We start from the raw sequence: 24,349 nt of genomic DNA on the forward strand, positions 1-24,349 counted from the left end.
AGTAGGTTATTTTCGGTTGATTTCGTCTTTATTTCCTCCCTGATGCTCTGTTACTCTAATTTTAGAGTTTCCAAAAGAGTAAGAAAGTCCAACATTAACATAGCGAGTTAGTGCATTTGCTTTATAGGTTTGTCGCACCCCATTCGTTTCTGTTACAGCAGTTTGTCCACTTGTTCGCAATACGTCATTTACATATAACGACATATTTAGCTTTTTATTTAACATAGCGTATTTTAAACCAAGATTTAAAGACGACATAGTATTAAGTTTGTACATCAAAACATTAAATTTAGGCTGTACCCAAAAGTCAACTTGAGCTTGTAATGTTTTCTCTGTATTTAGATTAATAGTGTTGTTAGTAGAGAAATAAGTTCCCCAACCATTTAGCGTTTCAAAGTCTAAATCTTTGATAAGTTTTGTTCGATTGTGAAATGCACTGAATGAGTTTTGCGATTGTAACCAAGGCAGTGTATTGAATACATAAGTGATAGATCCGTTAAAAGAATACATATCGAAAATATTATCGTTTAAATACATCTGTGTGTTTGTTTCTGGATCTGCAATTGGGTATTGAGAAAAAGAGTCTTTTGATTTGGCATAACGCACAGAAGTTATCAACTTTCCTTTAAACGTATGTGTAAGTTCTACACTGTTAGAAAAAATAGGTTGTATTTTAGGATTCCCTTCTACAAAACTGTATTCGTTAACATACCAACGGAAAGGATTTAACTGCCAAAAGCTTGGACGCATAATACGACGGCTGTAATTCACAGAAAATGTATTATCGTCATTCATCTCGTAAGAAACATATAAACTCGGGAATAGTTTTGTGTAATCATTCTTATCTGTTGTATTGTAAATCTTAGAAAACCCTTCTGTTTGTGTACTTTCTAATCTTAGACCAGCTTGCGCTTGCCATTTTTCTCCAAAAGATTTGTTTCCACTAACATATACAGCTTGAGTGTTTTCTTTATATTCAAAATTATCTCTCTGTTTATCATCTTGAACAGGACTACCAGAAGTTAGATCAAAGAAGTTTGTTTTGTTTTTAGTAGTTGTAAAACTCGCCTTTGCTCCATAGGAAAGTTTAAAACTTTTAAAAGGTTGTTCAACGTCAACTTTAACACTGTAATTATCTATATTTTGTTCTCCTGTACTCTCTGCGATATATGCTTTGTTAACAACGTTATCAACACTATGTTCATTTGTGTTGAAAAGTCTACTTTTATCGTTGTTAAAAGTAAAGTAATCAAAGTCTAAATTTAGTTTAGTTCCCAGTGTATCAAGCTTTTGAATAAGATGTGCGTTAACAGAGTGATTGTTAGTAATATTTTTTGTTTTCCCGTCAGTTTCGATTGTTTTTATTAAGTTATCAACAGGGTTATTAACAATAGTAGTTGTGTAATCATCATTACTTGGTGTATTTTTACCACCTCTGTATTGTACGCCAAAAGACGTTTTGTCAGAAGCCTTATAATCAATTAAGAAGTTACCAGAAATACTTCCATTGTTTGAATTGCTATCATTAGTTGATGACCAAGTTTGGGTAGGGTAAGCGATAATCGATTTATCTTTTCCTGCAGCATAACCTGTTGTTCCATTAACACTTGCATTTATAGATACTTTATTCTTATTATAATTGAATACATCTCCAAATCTCCATATTGCTTTTTGTGAAGCCATAACACCTGTAGATATTTGGTTGCTCCACGCATCTTGTTTAGGTTCTTTTAGAACAATGTTGATAAGTCCGCTTTGTCCCTCTGCTTCATATTTAGCAGGAGGAGCAGTAATTACTTCGATCTTTTTAATATTATCAGAAGGAATTGTTTTTAAATAGTTTAGTAATTGTTCTCCTGAGAGATGTACAATTTTATCATCAATCATTACTCTAACAGCGCCTTTTCCAATTAAGTCAATTGATTGGTCATCTACTTTTACTCCAGGGGTTAGTTTAAGTAGGTCGGTTGCATTGTTATTAGTAGCGTGAACAGAATTTTCAATGTTGAAAACAGTTCGATCTACTTTTCGTTCAAAAAGTTTCGCTTGTGTTTTGACAACAATTTCGTCTAAGTTGTTATTAGTGTCAATTTTTATTTCACCTAAATCTACCGGAGTAGTTACTTCAATTGTCTTTTCAAGATATTGAATACCTAAGCTATGTATTTGAAATAAGTAAGCGTTATTTTCTACATTATCTAAATTGAATACCCCTTTTTCATTGGAAAATGTCTGTTGAACTAATTTTCCATTCATATCCAATAAATATATTTCAGCAAAATCTACGGGTGTTTTTTCTGTATTAACGATAGTCCCTTTAATACTGTTTTGAGCATTTGCAGCAAGTGTAATTAAAAATAGGGAAGCAGTTAGTATAAAATGTTTCATAGTATTTATCTTTTCTGCTTATCTAAAAGACTATAAATATGCCAATGAGAAAATAAAATACAACTAACTGTTTTGCAGGTGTTTGTTTTTTGTGTAGAGAATAAGAGTGTTCAGATATGGACAGTTTTTTTGCGAAAGTGAACAGAAAAGGAAGGTATATAAAAAAAGAAAACTGCTTGGGGAAAGCAGTTTTCTTGGCTAAGCTATATGATTAAATTATTTCTGACTAAAAGATAATCACTTTTTGAGCTTGACCGGCTTTGTTGTTTATGAAAATTTGTTAGCACAAAAGTACTGATATTTTTGATATATTTTACTTTATGAAATTATAATTGTTATTTTTGTTTCTAAAATACGTTTGTACTTATATAATTTTAAGAAAGGACGTGCGCTAATGTTAAGTTTATGGAAATAGATAAGATTAAAAGTAGAAGAAAATTATTGGGATATTCTCAAGAATTTGTAGCGAGTAAGTTAGGACTTTCTCAAAAAGCTTATTCTGATATTGAGAGTGGGAAGACAAAGCTGAAAAGCGAAGTGTTGAATGAAATTGCTAAGATATTGGAAATTTCTCCTGCTACTATTTGTCCAATTGCGTGTGATTGTCATTTTGATATTGATGCAAAACACAAGGGATTGATAACTTATTTAATGGAAAGAGGAATTGATTTTCCTGAGAAGTTCATTTAAGACAATACAGATAATAGTATACCTTATTTTTATATTGTTTCTTTAAGTAAATTTAAAAGAAAGAGGAATAGGTATTGCATATAACAAAAAATAGGGTGCCTTACTAAGGCACCCTATTTTTTGTTATATACATCAATAACGAAAGTTGTGGATTAAACAAGACAATGATTAATCTACAAAAGAAAAAATCTTTATTTCTATCTCCTCTATATATCAATCTAAAGTGCTTTAATTTCGCATTAAAGGATTCAGTAGTAGCATTCTTACTTCTTTATTCAAGTAATTAATATATTGTTTCGAAAGTCTTTCAAACGCTATTAAAGTACTGTTGTTATAAACTTCTTTGATACTTGCTTCAGACAAGTACCACACAAATACCATACATCTTCGGGAAAAAAGCCTCTTTTCCGAACTTCTGTGGGACTTGAGTGGTAGATGTCTCGAACATGGTACGTTTAAAACTACACTTTGATATGTTCTTTATAGTAAGAACAATCCAATATTTTACATTTTAAATCTTCGTTTATTTTGTTTCTTATAGAAAAGGGATGTTTATACTTAGTCCTCAACTTTTGTACCTGATTTATTTTTATCCTTATCGTTTCATAGAAATGGTAGGCTACTATTCAAGAGTCAGGTTGTTCGTTAACCTTTTAGACAGTCTTTTTATTTATATAGACCATCTTAAGATACTTGCTCCCCAAGAGAAGCCTGCTCCAAAAGCTGTTAGTAAGATTAAATCGTTTTTCTTTATTTGATTTGTATTCTCCCAAATACACAAAGGAATAGTTGCAGCAATCGTATTTCCATAGTTTGCAATATTAACCAATGTTTTTTCAGGTTGAATTTTAATTTCTTTACCTACTGCATCAATGATTCTTTTGTTTGCTTGATGAGGTACTAACCAGTTTACGTCCTCAATAGTCAAATCATTTTTTTGTAGTACATCTAAACAAGCATCACTCATAGATTGTATAGCGTGTTTAAACACAACCTTACCATCTTGTTTAATATATTTTTTGTCTTCTGTATTTTCATTTTCAGTAGTTGGATATAAAGATCCACCCCCTTCAATATTTAAGAATTCTCTTCCTTGTCCGTTACTGTGCATAACAGCATCTAAGACTCCTTCTTCTGCAGAAGGCTCTAACCATACAACACCAGCTCCGTCTCCAAACAATATATTTGTAGAGCGGTCTTTAATATTAACGTAAGCACTAATTTTATCAGCACCAATAACAAGTACATTTTTGTAACGACGTGTTTCAACTAAAGAAGAACCAAGATCAAGAGCATATAAAAAACCAGAACAAGCGGCATTAACGTCAAACCCCCAAACATTGTCTAAACCTAATTTTTCACAAATAATATTTGCAGTAGCAGGCATTGGCATATCAGGAGTAGAAGTTGCTACAATAATAGCATCAACTGCTTTGATGTCTTTATGATAAGTTTCAAGTAAATTTTTGATAGCAGCAACTGCCATATCAGAAGTAGCAAGTCCAGAATTTAAAATTCTTCTTTCTTTAATACCAGTTCTTTTAGTTATCCATTCATCAGATGTATCAGTTATTAATGCTAAGTCTGCATTAGTTCTTTTTTCTTCAGGAACATATCCTCCGATAGCTGTAATGGATGCAAATAGTTGTTTTGTACTATTAATTTCTTTCATTTTTCACGCGTCTTTATCTCAAATAAAGTTGTTAAGTTCTGTTTGACTATAAACTGACTTAAAACATCCCAAATTTCTTGCTTTTCCAGTTTTTTTAAGTAGATAATTAAACGGATTAAGTTGTAAAAAAGACGCAATTATACGATTAGCTACTAAAGAAAAGTTAATTTTTATTTTTGAATTCTGTCGGTGAAACACCATTATGAGTTTTAAAGAATTTACTAAAGACTGAAAGGTCTTGAAAGTTTAATTCATTTATCACATCAGAAATCGATAAACGTGGGTTTTTCAATAAAACTTTAGCTTCCAAAATGATAGTCTCTGATATAATTTGTTTGGGAGTCTTTTTGAAAACTTCTACGATTGTTTTAGTTAAGTGTTTTCGACTAATATACATTTGATCAGCATAAAATTGTACACTACGTTCTTTTTTAAAGTGTGTAGCCACTAAATAGAGAAATGTTTTTGTAGTTTCTTCTTTGCGAAGTTGTTTGCCGTGATTTTGTACTAAAATGGTTTTATTATAAAAATGCCCTAACTCGTACATAAGAATAGAAAAGTAATTTAGAATTAAGTCTTTCCCAAAAGTGTGTTCATTTTTAAAGCAAAGTTTAGACAGCTCCTTTAGGTTGTTTCTAATTTTGCTAATAACTGTTTTATCCAAAGAAATAATTTTCGGATATTGAGATGATAGAAATTGAATAAGGTTATTTGATTTAATGTGAAAACCAGCCTCTAAAAAAATATCAGCATCAACAAAAAGAGTTTTTACAGTAAAGTCTTCACTATATTTTTTTATTTCAAACAACTGATTAGAAAGAACTACAAGTAAATCGTCTTTTTTCACCATAGTAGGTTCGAAGTTAATGGTAATCTCACATTTGCCACGAGTAACTAAAATAAGTCCAAAAACATTGAATTGGTAAGGTCTATCTACAACAAAATATTGATTGTGTTTAGGTCCAATTTCAAAAATAGCAAGGCGTTTATCTGTTAAGATATGCTTGTATCTGTCTGTAATATTGTCTAAAGAATAAACCTGTACGAAGTCTGAATTCACAATAATATATTGGTTGTTTAAGGGAGTCTAAAAGTAAGTAATAGTTAGCAATTGTTAACTAATATCAAATAATAAAAAAAGGATAAAAACCTATTAAAACCTTGCAAATAATAGAGGTTGAGTAAGGCTACTTATATTATTTACTGATGTTATTTTGGTGTTTTTTTTATGCTACTATGTTATAAGCATAAAGAACTCTTGCATATAAAAAAGGGAGCTTTTTAAAAGCTCCCTTAATCTAAATATATAAATACTCTTATTTAGCAGTGTTTTCTTTCGCTGCAAACTCATCTACGAAGTTGTCATTTACAGTATAATCTTTAGTCATTAATTCACCAAAGTTTACTTTTTCTTTCTTTCCAAAGCGATTTCCAATCTTATCAAAAATAGAATAGATAATTGGTACAATTACCAAGGTTAAGAATAGAGAAGAAAGTAGTCCTCCAATAATTACTACAGCTAATCCGTTGTTCATTTCAGAACCAGCACCACTTGCTAATGCAATAGGCACCATTCCGATTACCATTGCAATTGTAGTCATTAAGATTGGACGTAAACGCGCGTGGTTGGCAGCGATTAATGCATCGTGTACGCTGTCTCCTGCTTCAACTCTATGGTTGGCAAAATCCACTAATAAAATCGCATTCTTACATACCAAACCAATCAACATAATGATACCTAATATGGTAAAGATATTCAGCGATATATTGGCAATTGCCAAGGCTAATAAAGCTCCAATAAAAGAAAGAGGAACGGCAAAAATTACGATGAATGGTTTTGAGAAACTGTCGTATAAAGCTACCATCACCAAGTAAACAAAGATAATTGCAGCTAATAAAGCAACTCCTAATGTACCGAAACCTTCTTCTTGGTCTTCCATTGTTCCAGACCATTGGTAGTTTACTCCCGCTTTTTTCTCTAATTGATCAAATTGCGCTAACCATTCGTTTCCGATTTGTCCTGGATCTCGTCCTATCGTTTGTGATTTAATTGTTACAGATGGCGTTTTATCTCTTCTTTCCAATACAGAAGGTCCTGAGCTATAAGCAACAGTTGCGAATTGTTGTAATTTGATATTTTGTCCTACGTTGTTCATAAACGAAATATCCTTTACATCGTCAATTGTTCCTCTGGCATATTCTTGGAAACGGATGTTGATATCATATTCATATTCCCCAGCTCTAAACTTACTATCTGTATTTCCATTGAATGCCGTTTGCATAGTCATACCAACCGTATACATATCTAACCCTAAAGCAGCCATTTTATCACGGTCAACTTGTACATTAATCTCTGGACTACCAGTTTCAGAAGTTAGTTTAACCTCCATTGCACCTGGAATCTGCTCTAAAATGTCTTTAGCTTGAATAGCAAAATCCATAGCATCGTCTAAAGAAGATCCTGTCACTGTAAGAGAAAGAGGAGCTTCTTCAGCACCAATTAATCCTACAGGAACGGTTTTGATTTTGGCATCAACAACAAGTGGTGCTAATTCGTTTTTCAACTTTGCAGCATAAACGAATGAGTTGTCTTTACGTTGTTTTTTATCAACTAATACAACTTGAATTTCCGATTTATACTTAGTCCCTTGAATTCCTCCATACCCTTCAGAAGATTGTCCAACTGTGGTGATTAAATCCTGAATTTCTGGTTTTGTTTGTAGGTATTCTTCTACTTTTTGAGTTACCTTATTTGTTTGTTCAACAGATGCATCTTTTGGCAATTCTAATTGAACAAGGAACTCTCCTTTATCTGTTTTAGGGAAAAACTCGAAACCGATATATCCCATTGGCGCTAAAGCAATCGATGCAAAGAATGTGATACCTACTACGATCAATACAATAATTGTGTTGCGAGTAGAGTTTAACGACCACACTAATAAGTCAGAAATAGCGTGTGTAAAACTGCTTAATCCTTTTTCAAAGTTGTGCAATATTTTACCAAAGAAAGAACTTGGTTTAATTACTTCAATTTTTCCATAACGCGATGATAACCACGGAACAATTGTAAATGATACCAATAAAGAAAGCATTGTAGCAATAATTACGGTAACACAGAATTGTTTAATAATATTTGGAACCAATCCTGATGACATTGCGATAGGTAAGAATACAACAACAATTACTAAGGTAATTGCGGTTACAGTAAACCCAATTTCTTTTGCACCGTCATAAGAAGCGCGTACTTTGTTTTTCCCCATCTCCATGTGACGGTGAATATTTTCAATTACCACAATGGCATCATCCACAAGAATACCAACTACTAACGAAAGTGCTAATAAACTCAATAAGTTTAATGAGTATCCAAATAAATATAGTCCAAGGAATGTTGCGATTAATGATAATGGAATTGCTACCATTACAATCAAGGCATTTCTGAAACTATGTAAGAAGAAAAGCATTACAAAGGCCACTAACACAACCGCTAAGAAAAGGTCAAAAATAACCGAGTTTGCTGCCTTCAATGTAAATTGAGACGTATCGTTAGCAATGTGTATTTTTAAGTCAATATCACTATTGTTATTTTCTACTTCAGCAATAGTTTGGTGTACAAGCTCACTAATTGTCACAGCATTCGCATCTGATTGTTTGATGATTTGCATTAAGATAGTTGACTTTTGATTTAATCTCGCGATTTTCTCAATCTCTTTAATACCATCTTGTACATCAGCAATATCACTTAGACGAATGTCAATTCCTCCTTTAGAAGCGATAACAAGTTCGCGCATTTCCTCTACGTTCTTGTATTTACCTGCTAAACGGATTAATGTTTGTTTGTCGTTTGATTTTACGTTTCCTGTTGGGAAGTCAAGGTTAGACGCCAATATCATTTGTTGAACCGCAGGTACGTTTAAACCATAAGCTTCAATTTTCTTTGGATCAAGTAATACTTGGATTTGTCTCTCCTCACCACCAATTAATTCAACTTTAGCCACTCCGTTTACACGAGAGAAGATAGGTTGGATTTTCTTGTCTAATAAATCGTATAACTCCTTTTCATTTGAATTACTCGTAACGCTCAATGTCATAATTGGCAAGTCACTTAGCGAGTATTTTTGAAGAGAAGGAGGGTCAACGTCTTTCGGTAAATCTTTTAAGATGGCATTAATTTTACGTTGTGCATCATTTAAAGATAAATCCACATCAGCCTCAGAAGTTAATGCAATCATAACAGTAGATAAGCTTTCAAAAGACATAGCCTCTACCTTTTTTACATTTTCTAAAGAAGCTACCGCATCTTCTATTTTTTTGGTTACAGTATTTTCTATTTCAGAAGGCGAAGCCCCTGGATAAACAGTAGCTACCGTAATTACGTTAACTTCAAATTTTGGGATTAATTCATAGCTCAAGTTTTTGTAACTATAAATACCTCCTAAGATTAAAGCGATAAATAAAACGATAATAATACTTGGTCGTTTTATTGATATTTCAGCTATTTTCATAAGTAAATCCTTTAGGGATGTTATTTAATGATTGTAACAGATGCGTTATCTGTTAAGTTGATTTGTCCTGAAGTGATAACTGTATCCCCTTCTTTAAGTCCGTCTAAAATTTCTACGAAGTCCCCAAAGTTTCTACCTGAAACAACCGTTTTGGCAATCGCTTTATCATTGGCAACTGTGTAAATTAGATTCGAGCTAACACTACCTACAAAGGCATTTCTTGGAACCATTAAGATAGGAGTAGCTTGGTTTTCTTCAGAGTCAAAATAAGCAGAACCATACATACCAGCTCTTAATTTAGCATTGGCATTATTTGTAATTAGTAAGTCTACCGGAAAGTTTAAAGTAGCATCAGCCTTCGGAGCGATAAAAGTAACTTTACCTTGAAACTCTTCATTTGACAACACACTTGCTTTAACCTTGATTATATCCCCTTCTTTTAAGTTAGCAACGTGTTGTTCGTCTACATTAACTCTCAATTTCAATTGATTTACGTTTACTAATTCAAAAAGAGGAGCACCAGGAGCAACGAAAGTTCCTAATTCAACGTGTTTTTTATTGATGATTCCATCTATAGGAGCCTTGATATGTGTATCATTAGCTGTAATTCTTGCAGAGTTAAGATTAGCCTCCGCATTTTTAACTAATAATTTCACTTGGTCTAATTGCTGTTTAGTTACCCCACCCGTAGTGAAAGCGCTTTCAAAGCGAGCCAAATCAGCTTTAGCAGTAGCATAAGCCGCTTCTGCATTTTGTAATTGCACATTGATTTGGTCAACATTTATCAAGGCTAAAGCTTGTCCTTTTCGCACAGAAGCACCTTCGTCAACCAATAATTTGATAACGCGTCCAGGAGTTTCAGCTGAGATAATTACCTCTTGAAAAGGCACAAAGTTTCCATTAGCTTTATAATTAGCATTTATGTTTTGAATTTTAGCTTGTTCCGCACGAACAGAAATAATAGTACTTTTTTCTGCTACAATAGCTGTTTCTGCTTCGTTTTTAGATTTATTGCTTGTCAATATATAGGCAGTACCACCAAGTAGTGCAATCACTACAAGAGCTGTAATTATTTTTTTCATAGTATAAGGTGTTAGTCAAGTAAAGATTTTAATTCCCCTTGTGCTTTTATCAATTGTATTTCAGATAATTTATAATCAAGTATAGATGTAGTGTAATTGTTTTCTGCTTGCGTAAAAGCATTTTCAGCATTCAGTAAGTCAGTTAAAGTAGCTAATCCGTGTTTATAATTGTTTTGGATATTGCTTAAAATACTTTTAGCCAATGCGACATTATCTTTTTGAATGTTGATTGAAATCAGAGCGTTTTCAAGTGATTTCTGTGCATTTTTAAAAGCCAATGTCAAGGCGTTTTTTGTATCTTGTAATTGCACGTCTATTTTGTCCAATTCAATTTTCACTTGTCTTACTTTAGCCCTTGTTTCAAAACCGTTAAACACGGGAACTTTTAAGCTTAATCCTACCATTGCATTATTAGTCCAGAATACACCTTCACTTGGTTTCTTACCCCAAACAAACTCACTTCCTGTTCCTTGGTAATTCATCGTACCAAAAGCAGCAAGAGAAGGGTAGTAGTCAGCTTGACTTGCTTTTTTCTTGTAATTCAGTAAATCCTTTTGTTTTTCAAGCAAGTGAATTTCTGTTCTATTGTCTATTTTATTGTCTAATAGTACAACAGACTCATCAATATTGAAAGAGTTGTTGGCTAAAGTAATTTCCTCATTTAAGTCCATTCCAATTAAAAACTTCAAAGCGTTTTGTTGTAAGTCAACCGCATTAACGATTTGTTGTCTTTGTGCTTGTAGGTTGCTTAAACTCACTTTAGTACGATCTAAGTCAATCTGAGTTGCCAAACCGTTTTTATGTAAGTCCTCAATAATCTTCATTATTTTCGTTGTACTTGCGATAGTAGTTTCAATTGTAGACAACATTTCTTTCGCTTGGAAAACTTGGTAATAAGTAGTAGAAACCTTCTCAATGATTAATTCATCAGTCAACTCTTTGTTGATGATATAAAAATCTTTAGCCGTTCTTGCTGCCTTCAAGCCCATAAAAACAGCTTGGTTGAACAAAGCTTGTGAAACCGTAGCAGTAGCTTGAGAGTTCCACTTTAGGTTAACCGGAATCATTTGAGTTTGATCACCTAAAGTCAGTGGCATTTTTTGAATAAGAGGGTTGTTAACTACATTAGCTTCAATATTCAAGTGAGGCAAAGCATTTGCGCGGACCTCTTCAATTTGATATTGACTATTTCTGATATCTAAATCAGCAATTTTAGCTTCAGCTTTAAATTCTAAAGCGTGTAGTAAAGCATCTTTAAGTGAAAGCTCTCTATTTTGCGCAATAGCAAAAAAACTGAAGAGCAATAGTACAGACGTTAGCGTGTATCTATTCATTCGTGTTTTTATCTTTAATTAATTTTTCAAATAATTGTACCCCTTTTTCTGTAGCGATACTTCTGATATGGTATTCTAAATGTTGACTGTGTATTTCTTTCTGATCAAACTCTTCGATTGGGAAGTATTCAATATCATCAATAGCACAAACCGAAGCCAAGTGGAATCTCGATACATATTCGATGTCTATATTGTTTCTATAAACCCCTTCTTTGATTCCTTTCTCTAAGTTTCTTTGGATGATGTGTAAATACTTTTTGCGGTGAAAAGCTTTTTGTTTTTCACAAACCTTAGGATAGTATTTATTTAGTTGATACAAAGAAGCAGAAGCATCAATGGCAAAAATCTTATCGATGTCTTCGTGAGACATAACTATTTCTTCAATTGCTCCGTGGTTTTTAGCAATAGTAATTTCTAATTGTTCAATGAATTTTTGATTTAAGTAAACTAAACTCTTTTCAATCAATTCAGGTTTAGAACTATAATATTGATAGATTGTTTTTTTAGAGATAGACAATTCAGATGCGATATCATCCATTGTAACAGTCTTATACCCTTGAGCTAAAAACATTTCTGTCGCCTTTAATAAAATTTCAGATTCCATAAGTTTTTGTTTTGTGGAGGCAAATATACTATGGAAACTAAATAAGTTTTAAAGTTTCCGTGGTATTAAGAAAACTTTAACTTGTTAAAAAGTTTCCGTGTTTAGAAGTATTAATGTTAGGATAGTCGTTATACTTAAAAAAAACGCGTATTTTTACGCAAAATTTTTAGTGAAATGCAATCAATCGTTAAATACAAAGAGCAGATATCTGCTTTTATAGAGTCTATTTCGTTAGATAGATCCCCTAAGGATTTATACGATCCTATCTCATATATTTTATCCCTTGGCGGAAAACAAATCCGTCCGGTATTAACATTAATGTCCGCTGAAGTTTTCGGAATAGAAGCTAATAAAGCGATTCATGCAGCTACTGCCATCGAATTGTTTCACAATTTTTCATTGATGCACGACGATATTATGGATGATGCGTCATTGCGAAGAGGGAATGCGACAGTACACGAGAAATGGGATGTGAATACGGCTATTCTGTCAGGAGATGCAATGTTGATTTTAGCATATCAATATTTTGAGCAATATGAGCCAGAGACATTTAGAGATTTAGCAAAATTGTTTAGTAAAACAGCCATTGAAGTATGTGAAGGACAACAGTGGGATATTTGTTTCGAAAAGAGGAATGATGTTCAGATTCCAGAGTATTTAAAAATGATTGAATACAAAACAGCTGTTTTGGTTGGAGCTGCTCTAAAAATGGGAGCAATAGTGGCCAAGACAAGTGAGCAGAATGCAAATGATATTTATGATTTTGGATTAAACTTAGGAATTGCTTTTCAATTACAAGATGATTATTTAGATGCTTTTGGAGATGAAGCAACGTTTGGGAAAATGATAGGAGGAGACATCCTTGAGAATAAGAAAACGTATTTATACTTGAAAGCATTAATTAACGGAACAACTGAGCAGAAAGAAGAATTGATTACCTTCTTTTCAACAACAGAAGGAGATGAGAATGCAAAAATTAAACGTGTAAAAGAGTTATTTGTAGAGACTGCTTCAGCAACAGATTCGCAAGCGCTGATTAAAGAGTACACAGAAAAAGCACTTGCAATTTTAGATGGAATGGATATTCCAGCAGATAAGAAAGAATTACTACAAGTATTCAGTAATGAATTAATGAATAGAAGAGTTTAAATAAAAGACTATGTTACAAGCTGTAGAATATTTAGAGCAACAAATTAATGAGCCACATTTTTTTGATGACTTGGTAAAACAAGTTCAGAAAGACTTTCAGATGGCTGTTGATTTAGATATTGTATTTACAGCGCAGACTCCTGCTGAATTAGTATCTCAGGTAGTCAATGAGTTACATAGAGTAATAACTTCGACATCTGTTTCAAAGTTTTCAAACCTATTATATAGAGTTGATGTATCAGAAGCAGATGTCAAAGCTATAAAAAGTCAAGATATAGAAGAATATCTTGAACGCATTACGTTCTTGTTGTTAAAACGAGAATTTCAAAAAGTTGTGATTAGAAATACATTCTAACAAACGGCATATAAGCCCCACCATAAACCATATCTTTTTCTTTATATAAGACATTATAACGGATACCTATAGTTACAGGACCACTGCTATAACCTATCCCTAAAAATAGGGCAGTATTCCAGAAATTATCACTCATTTTTTCTTTGTCGTGATAAGTATAATTATTATTAACTCTTAACTGTTCAAGTTCAGCTGAAAGTTGTAATTGAGGTATTGGGTTAGACAAAGCGATTAAACTTCCCCCATATAACCACGAATCATATTCTTTTATAGAAGAATAATAGTACCCTCTATCTTTACTTTGTATGTAGCTACCTTGTAGACCTACACCAGCGCTAAAGTACTCATTTACTTGGTAAATAGCACTTGGAGCAATCATAATATCAGTATAACCGCTTCCAAACCCTACACCTAAACCACCACCAAATTTCCAATTTTTATTAAAATCGTGATTTTTGGTATTATTTTTGGATTCTTGTGCAAGAATAGGAGTGGAGGTATTTAAAAAAAACGATATTGATAAAAAAAGCAATAAAGAGTTGACATTAAATATTTTCATTTCTGTTTTGTGGATTAATTATGAGATAAAAATAAGTAAAAACTTAGAGTATTCTCATAAAGAGTTTGTATTTTTGTATGTATAATATTTAAACAAAAGGTCTTTAGACGAAATTATGGATAGATATTCCTTTTTAAATGCGGCGCACACTGCATTTTTTGCTGAGTTATATGATCAATATTTAGAAAGTCCTGATAGTGTTGAGCCAAGTTGGAGAGCATTTTTTCAGGGTTTTGACTTCGCAAATGAATTCAGTGATGGGCCTGTAGAACGGTTGTCACAAGCATATACTTCACCGACAAGCAATGCTAGTGTAAATAATTCAGGTCAGATAGAGCAAGTTCAAAAAGAGTTTGCTGTACTACGCTTGATTGACGCATATAGAACTTACGGGCACTTGTTAACTAAAACAAACCCAGTAAGAGATAGAAAAGTTGAACATCCCGATTTGAGTTTAGAGAAGTTTGGTCTTTCTCAAGCTGATATGAATGTTAGCTTTGAAGCTGCAAAAACAATACAACTTCCAACATCAACTTTATCACAAATTCTTGCACAGTTAGAAAAAGTTTACTGTTCAACGTTAGGGATAGAATACAAGTACATTACTGATGAAAAAGCAGTAAATTGGATTCAGAATCACTACGAAGCACCAGAAGCGAGATTTAACAGTGAAGAGAAAAAAGAGATACTTCACAAGTTGATTGAAGCTGTATCATTTGAAAACTTCCTAAACACAAAATATGTTGGACAAAAACGTTTCTCATTAGAGGGTCTTGAAGCTGCTATACCAGCGATGGATTTCTTGATGGATTCTGCTGCTACAAAAGGAGTAGAGGAAATCGTAGTGGGAATGGCGCACAGAGGACGTCTTAACGTTTTAGCAAATGTTTTCAAGAAACCAGCAAGAGAGATTTTCTCTGAGTTTGACGGAAAAGATTATGATACTGAGGAAGGATTTGATGGAGACGTTAAATACCACTTAGGTCTTACATCAACTCGTAAAACAAGAACAGGGAAAGAAATTCAAGTAAACTTAACACCTAACCCTTCTCACTTAGAGACTGTAGGTGCCGTTATTGAAGGTATTTCAAGAGCAAAACAAGATACTGTTTTCGCTGCTAATCCAGCAAAAGTGTTACCAATTGCTTTACACGGAGATGCTGCTATTTCTGGACAAGGTATCGTTTACGAAATTGTGCAAATGGCACAATTAAGAGGATACAAAACAGAAGGAACAATTCACGTTGTATTGAATAACCAAGTAGGATTTACTACAAACTATACAGATGGTCGTACTTCTACTTACTCTACTGATATTTCAAAAGTAACAGGATGTCCTGTACTTCACGTAAATGCAGATGATACTGAAGCTGCAGTAAGAGCATTCTTATTCGCTTTAGACTATCGTATGGAATTTGGTCGTGATGTATTCATTGATATGGTAGGTTACCGTAAATATGGACACAACGAAGGTGATGAGCCTAAGTTCACTCAGCCAATTTTATATAAATTAATTGCTAAACACCCTAACGCACGTAATATTTACAATGCAAGATTGTTAGAAGATAAAGTGGTTGACGATAACTTCGTTGCTTCTTTAGAACAACAATACAAAGGAGCTTTAGAAGAAGATTTAGAGATTTCACGTAAAAACGAATTCGCTAAAATTAGAACATTTATGGAAGAGAACTGGGAAGGATTTGAACTTGCTGGAACTCAAGAAATGTTAGCTGATTATGATACGAAAGTATCAAAAGAAGTTTTAACGGATATCGCAAATGTAATTACTGAATTACCAGGAGATAAAAAATTCATTAATAAAGTAAAACGTCTAATCGGAGACAGACAAGCGATGTTCTTCGAAAAAGATAAGTTAGACTGGGCAATGGGTGAATTATTAGCTTATGGTTCTTTATTGACTGAAGGATACGATGTTCGTATGTCTGGACAAGACGTAGAGCGTGGTACTTTCTCTCACCGTCATGCAGTAGTTAAAACAGAAGATACTGAAGAGTCAATCATCTTGTTAAACCAATTGAAAAACCAAAAAGGACAAATGAGAATTTTTAACTCATTGTTAGCTGAATACGCTGTTTTAGGTTTTGAATATGGTTATGCATTGACAAATCCAAATACATTAACAATTTGGGAAGCGCAGTTTGGAGATTTCTCTAATGGTGCACAAATTATGATGGACCAATATATTTCTGCTGCAGAAGATAAGTGGACAAGTCAAAACGGTATTGTGATGTTATTACCTCACGGGTATGAAAACCAAGGGGCAGAACACTCATCAGCACGTTTAGAGCGTTATTTACAATTGTGTGCTGAGCACAATATGTTTGTAGCAAACTGTACGACTCCTGCAAACTTCTTCCACTTAATGAGACGTCAAATGGTTACTAAATTTAGAAAACCATTAATTGTAATGTCTCCTAAGAGTTTATTAAGACATCCATCAGCAGTTTCTTCAATCAGTGAGTTTACTGACGGTAAATTCCAATTTGTTATCGATGATAACGGAGTTGAAGCTAAAGATGTGAAATCATTAGTATTCTGTAGTGGTAAATTCTATTACGACTTAGTAGCTAAACGTGAAGAGTTAGGTAGAAAAGATATTGCATTTGTTCGTATTGAGCAATTGTTCCCATTACCTATCGAACAAATGAAAGAAGTTATTGCTAAGTATTCAAATGCAGACGATTATGTTTGGGCTCAAGAAGAACCTAAAAATATGGGAGCATATGGACATATGTTAATGAACTTCCACGAAAAACCTTTACGTTACGCAGGTACAAAAGCATATAGTGCTCCAGCTTCTGGAAGTTCTACACGTTCTAAAAAACGTTATGCTTATGCGATAGCTAAAGTATTCGATAAGAATTTATAAGAAAAACAGTATTTTTACAAAACAATATTTAATAAAAGAATATACAGATGAGCATCTTAGAAATGAAAGTTCCTTCGCCAGGTGAATCAATTACAGAAGTTGAAATCGCTACTTGGTTAGTTAAAGATGGAGATTACGTTGAAAAAGACCAAGCGATTGCTGAAGTAGATTCAGATAAAGCAACTTTAGAGTTACCTGCAGAAGAAAGTGGTATTATCACTTTGAAAGCTGAAGAAGGTGACGCAGTAGCTGTTGGTCAAGTAGTATGTCTAATTGATATGAGTGCTGCTAAACCTGCAGGAGGTGCTTCTACAGAGGCTAAACCAGCTGCTGAGGCTCCAAAAGCAGAAGCTCCAAAAGCTGCACCAGTGCAAGCTCCAGCTGCAACTTATGCAACAGGAAGTGCTTCACCAGCTGCTAAGAAAATTTTAGATGAGAAAAACATCAACCCTGCAACTGTCTCAGGAACAGGAAAAGATGGAAGAATAACTAAAGAAGACGCTTTAAACGCTAAACATTCAATGGGTACTCCAACAGGAGGATCAAGAGGAGAAGAGCGTAAAAAAATGTCTATGTTACGTCGTAAAGTTGCTGAGCGTTTAGTTGAGGCTAAAAACACAACAGCTATGTTAACTACTTTCAATGAAGTTAACTTGACTAATGTAAATAAATTAAGAAGCGAATATAAAGAAGTATTCAAATCTAAACACGGTGTTGGTTTAGGATTTATGTCTTTCTTTACTAAAGCTGTAACTCGTGCATTAGAAATGTATCCAGATGTAAACTCTATGATCGATGGTCAAGAGCAAATCAAATACGATTTCTGTGATGTTTCTATCGCTGTATCAGGACCAAAAGGATTAATGGTACCAGTAGTTAGAAATGCTGAGTTATTATCTTTCCGTGGAGTTGAAGCTGAAATCAAACGTTTAGCTATCAGAGCACGTGATGGACAAATTACAGTTGATGAAATGACTGGAGGTACATTTACTATTACTAATGGTGGTGTATTTGGATCTATGTTATCTACTCCAATTATCAACCCTCCACAATCTGCTATCTTAGGTATGCACAATATTATTGAGCGCCCTATCGCAGTAAACGGACAAGTTGAAATTCACCCAATGATGTATTTAGCACTTTCTTATGACCACAGAATTATTGACGGACGTGAGTCAGTTGGTTTCTTAGTGGCTATTAAAGAAGCTTTAGAAAATCCGGTTGAGTTGTTAATGGACAACAATCCTAAAAAAGCATTAGAACTTTAGTAGAGCTAAGTTTTAAGGACTATATAGAAAAGGCTAATCTCTTATGGAGGTTAGCCTTTTTCTTTTGTTTTATAGTGAAAAATAAGTGTTTGTTATTAATTGACACAATGTTGGATTGGGTAGCTTGTAGCCTTGATGTTTGTTGGGTTTGTTGTTTTTTGATTAAAATAAGTTGCTGTAAATGAGAGAATTGTGTAACTACTTGACTTATAGGTATTGTTAATAACTTTAGTTTTTTGTGGATAAGTTATACGGCGTTCAATTTCGTATCATGTAAAAAATGACAATCTTTGTTTACTTAACATCGTTAAGTAAACATTTCATATGTTGAAAATTGTCTAAATCTTTATAATGAAAATCCTATGAGTATTCAAGAACCTATTTTAACAGAGAATAAAAATCGTTTTGTTATTTTTCCAATTAAACACCATGATATTTGGGACTGGTATAAAAAAATGGAAGCAAGTTTTTGGACTGCAGAAGAGATTGACTTACATCAAGATTTATCAGATTGGAACAACAAATTGAATGAAGATGAACGTTATTTCATTAAACATATTCTTGCATTTTTTGCTGCATCTGATGGTATTGTAAATGAGAATTTAGCTGAGAACTTTGTAAATGAAGTACAGTATCCAGAAGCAAAGTTTTTCTACGGTTTCCAAATTATGATGGAAAACATCCATAGTGAAACATATTCTTTGTTAATCGATACCTACGTTAAAAACGAAGAGGAAAAAGATAAATTGTTCCGCGCAATTGAAGTATTTCCTGCTATTATGAAAAAGGCAGAATGGGCATTGAAATGGATTGAATCAGATTCATTTGCTGAGCGTTTGATTGCTTTTGCTGCTGTAGAAGGAATTTTCTTTTCAGGATCTTTTTGTTCAATTTTCTGGTTGAAAAAACGTGGATTAATGCCAGGGTTAACTTTCTCAAATGAGTTGATTTCAAGAGATGAGGGATTACATTGTGATTTTGCAGTTCACTTACACAACCACCACTTGATTAATAAAGTGCCAAAAGCGCGTATTAGAGAGATTTTAGTAGATGCTTTAGATATTGAGCGCGAGTTTATTACTGAGTCGTTACCAGTAAGTTTAATAGGAATGAATGCTGTTCTAATGACACAATACTTAGAGTTTGTTACAGACCGATTATTAGTAGAATTAGGATGCGAGAAAGAATACAATGTAAGCAACCCTTTTGATTTTATGGATATGATTTCTCTACAAGGTAAAACTAACTTTTTTGAAAAACGAGTTTCGGAATATCAAAAAGCGGGAGTTATCAGTAAAGAAGAAGGGGGTAATAAAATTAGCTTTGATGCTGATTTTTAATTAATAATAAATAGCTAAAAGAAAGAGATGTTTGTAGTAAAAAGAGACGGTAGAAGAGAGCCTGTAATGTTTGATAAAATTACAGATCGAATCAGAATATTATGTTACGAATTAAATGAGTTAGTTGACCCAGTAAAGGTTGCTATGCGTGTAATTGAAGGGCTATATGACGGAGTTAGTACATCTGAATTGGATAGTTTGGCAGCAGAGACTGCAGCATCTATGACAGTATCTCACCCGGATTATGCTTTGTTAGCTGCGAGAATTGCTGTCTCTAACTTACATAAAAACACAAAAAAGGTTTTCTCTGAAACTGTAGAAGACTTATATCGCTATGTTAATCCAAGAACAAATCAAGAGGCGCCATTGATTGCAGACGATGTTTATCGCGTAATTATGGAAAATGTAGATAGATTAGATTCTTCGATTATTTATCAACGCGATTTTAATTATGATTACTTTGGTTTTAAAACATTAGAGCGTTCTTACTTATTGCGTTTGAATGGTCAGATTGTTGAGAGACCACAACATATGTTAATGCGTGTTGCTGTAGGTATTCACTTAGATGATATTGACTCTGTAATTGAAACTTATGAGTTGATGTCTAAAAAGTATTTTACACACGCTACACCAACTTTATTTAATTCAGGTACGCCTAAACCTCAGATGTCTTCTTGTTTCTTATTGACAATGCAAGATGATAGTATTGAGGGGATTTATGACACTTTAAAACAAACAGCGAAGATTTCACAATCAGCTGGAGGAATTGGACTATCAATTCACAATATTAGAGCAACAGGTTCATATATTAGAGGAACAAATGGTACATCAAATGGTATTGTGCCTATGTTGCGTGTATTTAATGATACAGCGCGTTATGTAGATCAAGGAGGAGGAAAGAGAAAAGGTAGTTTTGCTATCTATATTGAGCCTTGGCATGCTGATGTATTTGACTTTATCGAATTGCGTAAGAATCACGGTAAAGAAGAAATGCGTGCACGTGATTTATTCTTGGCATTGTGGATTAACGATTTGTTTATGAAGCGTGTTGAAACTGATGGAACTTGGACATTAATGTGTCCTAATGAGTGTCCAGGTCTTTGTGATGTTTATGGAGAAGAGTTTGAACAATTATACTTGTCTTATGAACAAGCAGGAAAAGGTCGTCGTACAATAAAAGCACGCGAACTTTGGGAAGCTATTTTAGATGCTCAGATTGAGACAGGAACACCTTATATGCTTTATAAAGATGCAGCGAATAGTAAATCAAATCAAAAGAATTTAGGTGTAATCCGTTCGTCAAACTTGTGTACAGAAATTATGGAGTACACTTCTCCTGATGAAGTAGCAGTTTGTAATTTAGCGTCAGTTTCACTTCCAATGTTTGTTGAGAATGGAGAATTTAACCACGCTTATTTATTTGACGTTACAAAGAGGATTACGCGAAACTTGAACAAAGTTATTGATCGTAATTATTATCCTGTAGAAGAGGCTTATAATTCGAATATGCGCCATAGACCAGTTGGTTTAGGAGTACAAGGATTGGCAGATGCATTTATTTTAATGCGTTTACCGTTTACAAGTCCAAAAGCAAAGCAATTAAATCAAGAGATATTTGAGACTATTTACTTCGCGGCAGTAACTGCATCGATGGAGATGGCAAAAGAAGAAGGACCATATTCTACATTTGAAGGATCTCCGATTTCACAAGGAGAATTCCAATTTAACCTTTGGGGTATAAAAGACGAAGAGTTAAGTGGTAGATGGAATTGGGATGCTTTACGTCAGGAAGTTGTTAAAAATGGGGTTAGAAACTCTTTGTTATTAGCACCTATGCCAACAGCGTCAACATCTCAGATACTTGGAAATAACGAGGCATTTGAACCGTATACGTCTAATATTTACACAAGACGTGTATTGTCTGGAGAGTTTATCGTTGTAAACAAACATTTATTGAGAGATTTAGTTGATTTAGGTTTGTGGAATGAAGACTTGAAGCAAGAAATTATGAGAGCGAATGGTTCAATTCAACACATTGATTATATTCCTGCTGATATTCGAGAATTGTATAAAACAGTTTGGGAATTAAGTATGAAAGACATTATTGATATGTCTCGTCAACGTGGTTATTTTGTTGATCAGTCTCAATCGTTGAACTTGTTTATGGAAGGAGCAAACTATGCTAAGTTGACATCTATGCATTTCTATGCTTGGAAGTCTGGACTTAAAACAGGTATGTATTACTTAAGAACGAAGTCTGCTGTTGATGCAATTAAGTTTACGTTGAATAATGAAAAGAAAGCAAATTCAATTAATGTAGTAGAACCTTCTGCAATTTCTGCTGAAGAGTATAGAGCTATGGTTGAAAGAGCAAAGATGGCATCTAATGAAGAAGATGATTGCGAAATGTGTGGTGCATAATTTCAGCGTTTAAAATATTTACAAAGCCCAAGTGATATACACTTGGGCTTTTTTGTTTAAAACAGTTACACTAAAACATATTTTATTTAGTGTATTTTTATTGTTTTAAAAAGCAAATAGTATGTTTAAAAAGATCATTGGAGTTTATTTGTTTCTATTAGGAAGCTTCTCTGTTTTTGGGCAAGAGATTATATATAGTACCGGAAAGGTAGTTGATATATCAAGTTGTATCGCTTCATCTAATCGTATTCGAACAATTATGGATGATAATGAAGAAGGGATGTCTACTTATTATTTGATTCAAAAAGATGATGGCAGTGACTTAGTGATTGATCAAGAACAAGTTTTTTATTATGATGTAGGAGCTCCTGATTTTGAAAGTGAGGGGTATATTCGTTTTCGAGATAAGCAAACGAATTTAGTTGGATTGTATAACGACAAAGGAGAGATAGTTCTTTCACCGATTTATACCAGTCTATCTCGAGTTCACAATGGAGTACTTTATGCATTAAGTGATGCAAAAGTTAGAAATATAGGGCGTGGTGGAGATGAACATATTGTTTTTGAAGGAGGCAAGACGAGGTTGATAAAGCCTGATGGCACAGTCTTGATTAACGAAATGTTAGCGCCAAATGTTGTTTTAGATATGTATAGTTTATCAATAACAGAACAGCCTATGCAAGATGAACGTTATATGAGTTTGTTAGGTGTAAATGGGAAGTATTACAATTTTCTAAATTTAGAAAGCTATTTCAAGAGATTCGTAGAAGAGGACTTTTTACCCAAAAGTAAAGGCGAAGAGTGGCTTGATTTTACAAATGAGAATACAATAGTCAATATTGAACTTAACAATGGAAGTATTGGGGATTATGAAATAGGCAAAGGAGGAGTTTTATTGCGTAAATATAAAAAGAAGTTTAAAAGGCTTTTTAAGTTAGTAGATCAAGAGGGAAAGGATAGTATTAAATTTAGTTATAGTGTTGATAATTGGGGAGGGTATGTTGATGATGGACAGATAGACATTAAAGATTTTGGTGTTTATTATAATGCTACAAATGAGTGGAGAGAGGAGTTGTTTCCAATGTTTGAACTAATCCTCAAAGAGGAAAATAAAGGAAAATATCGCAATAATCATTTTAACTTTTTTAGAGATAAAAAGGGAGAATTGGTTTTGTATAGAATCACACTTAGGAGTAATTACTTTTAGTAGCTCTTCACTTTGTAAGTTTTTAGTGGGATACAAGATTTAGAAGTTTTTCTATTTAAGATATAAACAATTTGTTCATATTTAATTCTATTATCTTTTTTACAATTATAATCTGCGGATTTTAAGCGGTATATTTGTTTGCATTAATGTTCTAATCTTATTATTAAGTTTATGAGTTCTTTGTATTATATAGATCGAACCAAAGTGTCTTTAGATGACGTAATGTTCGATGAAAATGTGGCTTCGCAAATAGAGCAATTTTTAAAAGAATATAAGTATAGGGAAATACTAACTAAGTATAATTTACCCGTTAGCAATAAAATATTACTTTATGGTAAGACTGGATGTGGGAAAACCATGACTGCAAAAGCTATTGCTAAAACATTAGATAAAAAACTTATTATCGTTAATTTAGCAACTATTGTTTCTTCTAAATTAGGAGAGACAGCTAAAAATATTGAAAGTCTTTTTAAAGAGATTCAATATGAAAGTTCTGTACTCTTTTTTGACGAGTTTGATTCTTTAGGGCAGATTCGTGATTATGACAACAAGGATAATAGTGAAATGAAGCGTGTAGTTAATGCAATTTTGCAATTGATAGATAATCTACCTCAAAAGTCTATTTTAATGGCAGCTACGAATCAAATTCAAATGATTGATGAGGCATTGATAAGACGTTTTGAAATTCAGTTGGAGTATAAAGCTCCCTCAAAAGTAGCTTTAGATAAGTATTACGACAAAATGCTGAGTCAATATCCGGAGGAGTATTGTCAATTAGAGCGCATTTATGAAATATCGTATGCAGAGGCAAAAAATCACATACACAAGACAGTTAAAGATAACATTATCACAAAGCAGATCGCTTTAGGTAATTAAAAAGAATAAAAC

Annotated in this window: 17 protein-coding genes; 9 read left to right on the forward strand and 8 right to left on the reverse strand. The window is 33.3% G+C overall.

The window, feature by feature from the left end; translation table 11 throughout:
• Nucleotides 1-6: 6 nt before the first annotated feature.
• Nucleotides 7-2,388, reverse strand: a complete 2,382-nt coding sequence (locus GQS07_RS06165; RefSeq protein ID WP_158210061.1) for a TonB-dependent receptor domain-containing protein — start codon at nucleotides 2,386-2,388, stop codon at nucleotides 7-9.
• Between the two features lie 405 nt (nucleotides 2,389-2,793).
• Here GQS07_RS06165 and GQS07_RS06170 point away from each other — a divergent pair, with 405 nt between their 5' ends.
• Nucleotides 2,794-3,078: a helix-turn-helix domain-containing protein gene (locus GQS07_RS06170; protein WP_158210062.1), complete on the forward strand. Its 285-nt coding sequence runs from the start codon at nucleotides 2,794-2,796 to the stop codon at nucleotides 3,076-3,078.
• Nucleotides 3,079-3,748: 670 nt separating this feature from the next.
• On the opposite strand, the gene GQS07_RS06175 is transcribed toward GQS07_RS06170, so the two are convergent.
• The 6 genes from GQS07_RS06175 to GQS07_RS06200 form a co-directional block, all read right to left on the reverse strand.
• Nucleotides 3,749-4,750 (reverse strand): beta-ketoacyl-ACP synthase III, encoded by a 1,002-nt coding sequence (locus GQS07_RS06175; protein ID WP_158210063.1) that lies wholly within the window; start codon nucleotides 4,748-4,750, stop codon nucleotides 3,749-3,751.
• A gap of 163 nt (nucleotides 4,751-4,913) precedes the next feature.
• Nucleotides 4,914-5,810: a helix-turn-helix domain-containing protein gene (locus GQS07_RS06180; RefSeq protein WP_158210064.1), complete on the reverse strand. Its 897-nt coding sequence runs from the start codon at nucleotides 5,808-5,810 to the stop codon at nucleotides 4,914-4,916.
• Nucleotides 5,811-6,066: 256 nt separating this feature from the next.
• Nucleotides 6,067-9,252: an efflux RND transporter permease subunit gene (locus GQS07_RS06185; protein WP_158210065.1), complete on the reverse strand. Its 3,186-nt coding sequence runs from the start codon at nucleotides 9,250-9,252 to the stop codon at nucleotides 6,067-6,069.
• A gap of 20 nt (nucleotides 9,253-9,272) precedes the next feature.
• Complete coding sequence (locus GQS07_RS06190; RefSeq protein WP_158210066.1) at nucleotides 9,273-10,334, reverse strand: efflux RND transporter periplasmic adaptor subunit; 1,062 nt, start codon at nucleotides 10,332-10,334, stop codon at nucleotides 9,273-9,275.
• A gap of 11 nt (nucleotides 10,335-10,345) precedes the next feature.
• Nucleotides 10,346-11,668, reverse strand: a complete 1,323-nt coding sequence (locus GQS07_RS06195) for a TolC family protein (RefSeq protein WP_158210067.1) — start codon at nucleotides 11,666-11,668, stop codon at nucleotides 10,346-10,348.
• Entirely contained in the window at nucleotides 11,661-12,272 is a 612-nt protein-coding gene (locus tag GQS07_RS06200) for a TetR/AcrR family transcriptional regulator (RefSeq protein ID WP_158210068.1), read from the reverse strand. Before GQS07_RS06200 ends, GQS07_RS06195 begins: the two co-directional genes overlap by 8 nt.
• A gap of 174 nt (nucleotides 12,273-12,446) precedes the next feature.
• Here GQS07_RS06200 and GQS07_RS06205 point away from each other — a divergent pair, with 174 nt between their 5' ends.
• Together GQS07_RS06205 and GQS07_RS06210 are read left to right on the forward strand one after the other, a co-directional pair.
• Nucleotides 12,447-13,421 carry a polyprenyl synthetase family protein gene (locus GQS07_RS06205; protein WP_158210069.1) on the forward strand — a complete coding sequence of 325 codons (975 nt, stop codon included), beginning with the start codon at nucleotides 12,447-12,449 and terminating at the stop codon, nucleotides 13,419-13,421.
• A 10-nt stretch (nucleotides 13,422-13,431) separates the two neighbouring features.
• Nucleotides 13,432-13,776, forward strand: coding sequence for a hypothetical protein (locus tag GQS07_RS06210; RefSeq protein ID WP_158210070.1), 345 nt, complete (start codon nucleotides 13,432-13,434; stop codon nucleotides 13,774-13,776).
• Here GQS07_RS06210 and GQS07_RS06215 read toward each other — a convergent pair.
• On the reverse strand, nucleotides 13,760-14,335 hold the full coding sequence (locus tag GQS07_RS06215; RefSeq protein ID WP_158210071.1) for a hypothetical protein: 576 nt from the start codon (nucleotides 14,333-14,335) through the stop codon (nucleotides 13,760-13,762). The genes GQS07_RS06210 and GQS07_RS06215 overlap by 17 nt on opposite strands.
• Before the next feature lie 115 nt (nucleotides 14,336-14,450).
• Between GQS07_RS06215 and GQS07_RS06220 the strand changes: the two genes are divergently transcribed.
• From GQS07_RS06220 to GQS07_RS06245, 6 genes are all read left to right on the forward strand, one after another.
• The gene (locus GQS07_RS06220; RefSeq protein ID WP_158210072.1) at nucleotides 14,451-17,225 is read left to right on the forward strand and encodes a 2-oxoglutarate dehydrogenase E1 component; all 2,775 of its coding nucleotides are present in this window, start codon (nucleotides 14,451-14,453) and stop codon (nucleotides 17,223-17,225) included.
• 47 nt (nucleotides 17,226-17,272) lie between these two features.
• Complete coding sequence (gene odhB, locus GQS07_RS06225; protein WP_158210073.1) at nucleotides 17,273-18,493, forward strand: 2-oxoglutarate dehydrogenase complex dihydrolipoyllysine-residue succinyltransferase; 1,221 nt, start codon at nucleotides 17,273-17,275, stop codon at nucleotides 18,491-18,493.
• A 362-nt stretch (nucleotides 18,494-18,855) separates the two neighbouring features.
• Nucleotides 18,856-19,833, forward strand: coding sequence for a ribonucleotide-diphosphate reductase subunit beta (locus tag GQS07_RS06230; protein ID WP_090405650.1), 978 nt, complete (start codon nucleotides 18,856-18,858; stop codon nucleotides 19,831-19,833).
• 27 nt (nucleotides 19,834-19,860) lie between these two features.
• Nucleotides 19,861-22,254 (forward strand): ribonucleoside-diphosphate reductase subunit alpha, encoded by a 2,394-nt coding sequence (locus tag GQS07_RS06235; RefSeq protein ID WP_158210074.1) that lies wholly within the window; start codon nucleotides 19,861-19,863, stop codon nucleotides 22,252-22,254.
• Between the two features lie 121 nt (nucleotides 22,255-22,375).
• The gene (locus GQS07_RS06240) at nucleotides 22,376-23,461 is read left to right on the forward strand and encodes a hypothetical protein (protein ID WP_158210075.1); all 1,086 of its coding nucleotides are present in this window, start codon (nucleotides 22,376-22,378) and stop codon (nucleotides 23,459-23,461) included.
• A gap of 171 nt (nucleotides 23,462-23,632) precedes the next feature.
• A complete protein-coding gene (locus GQS07_RS06245) occupies nucleotides 23,633-24,337 on the forward strand; it encodes an AAA family ATPase (protein ID WP_158210076.1) in 705 nt (234 codons plus the stop codon).
• Nucleotides 24,338-24,349: the final 12 nt, after the last annotated feature.

The sequence above is a fragment of the Myroides phaeus genome (assembly GCF_009799805.1).
GTDB classification, from domain to species: domain Bacteria; phylum Bacteroidota; class Bacteroidia; order Flavobacteriales; family Flavobacteriaceae; genus Flavobacterium; species Flavobacterium phaeum_A.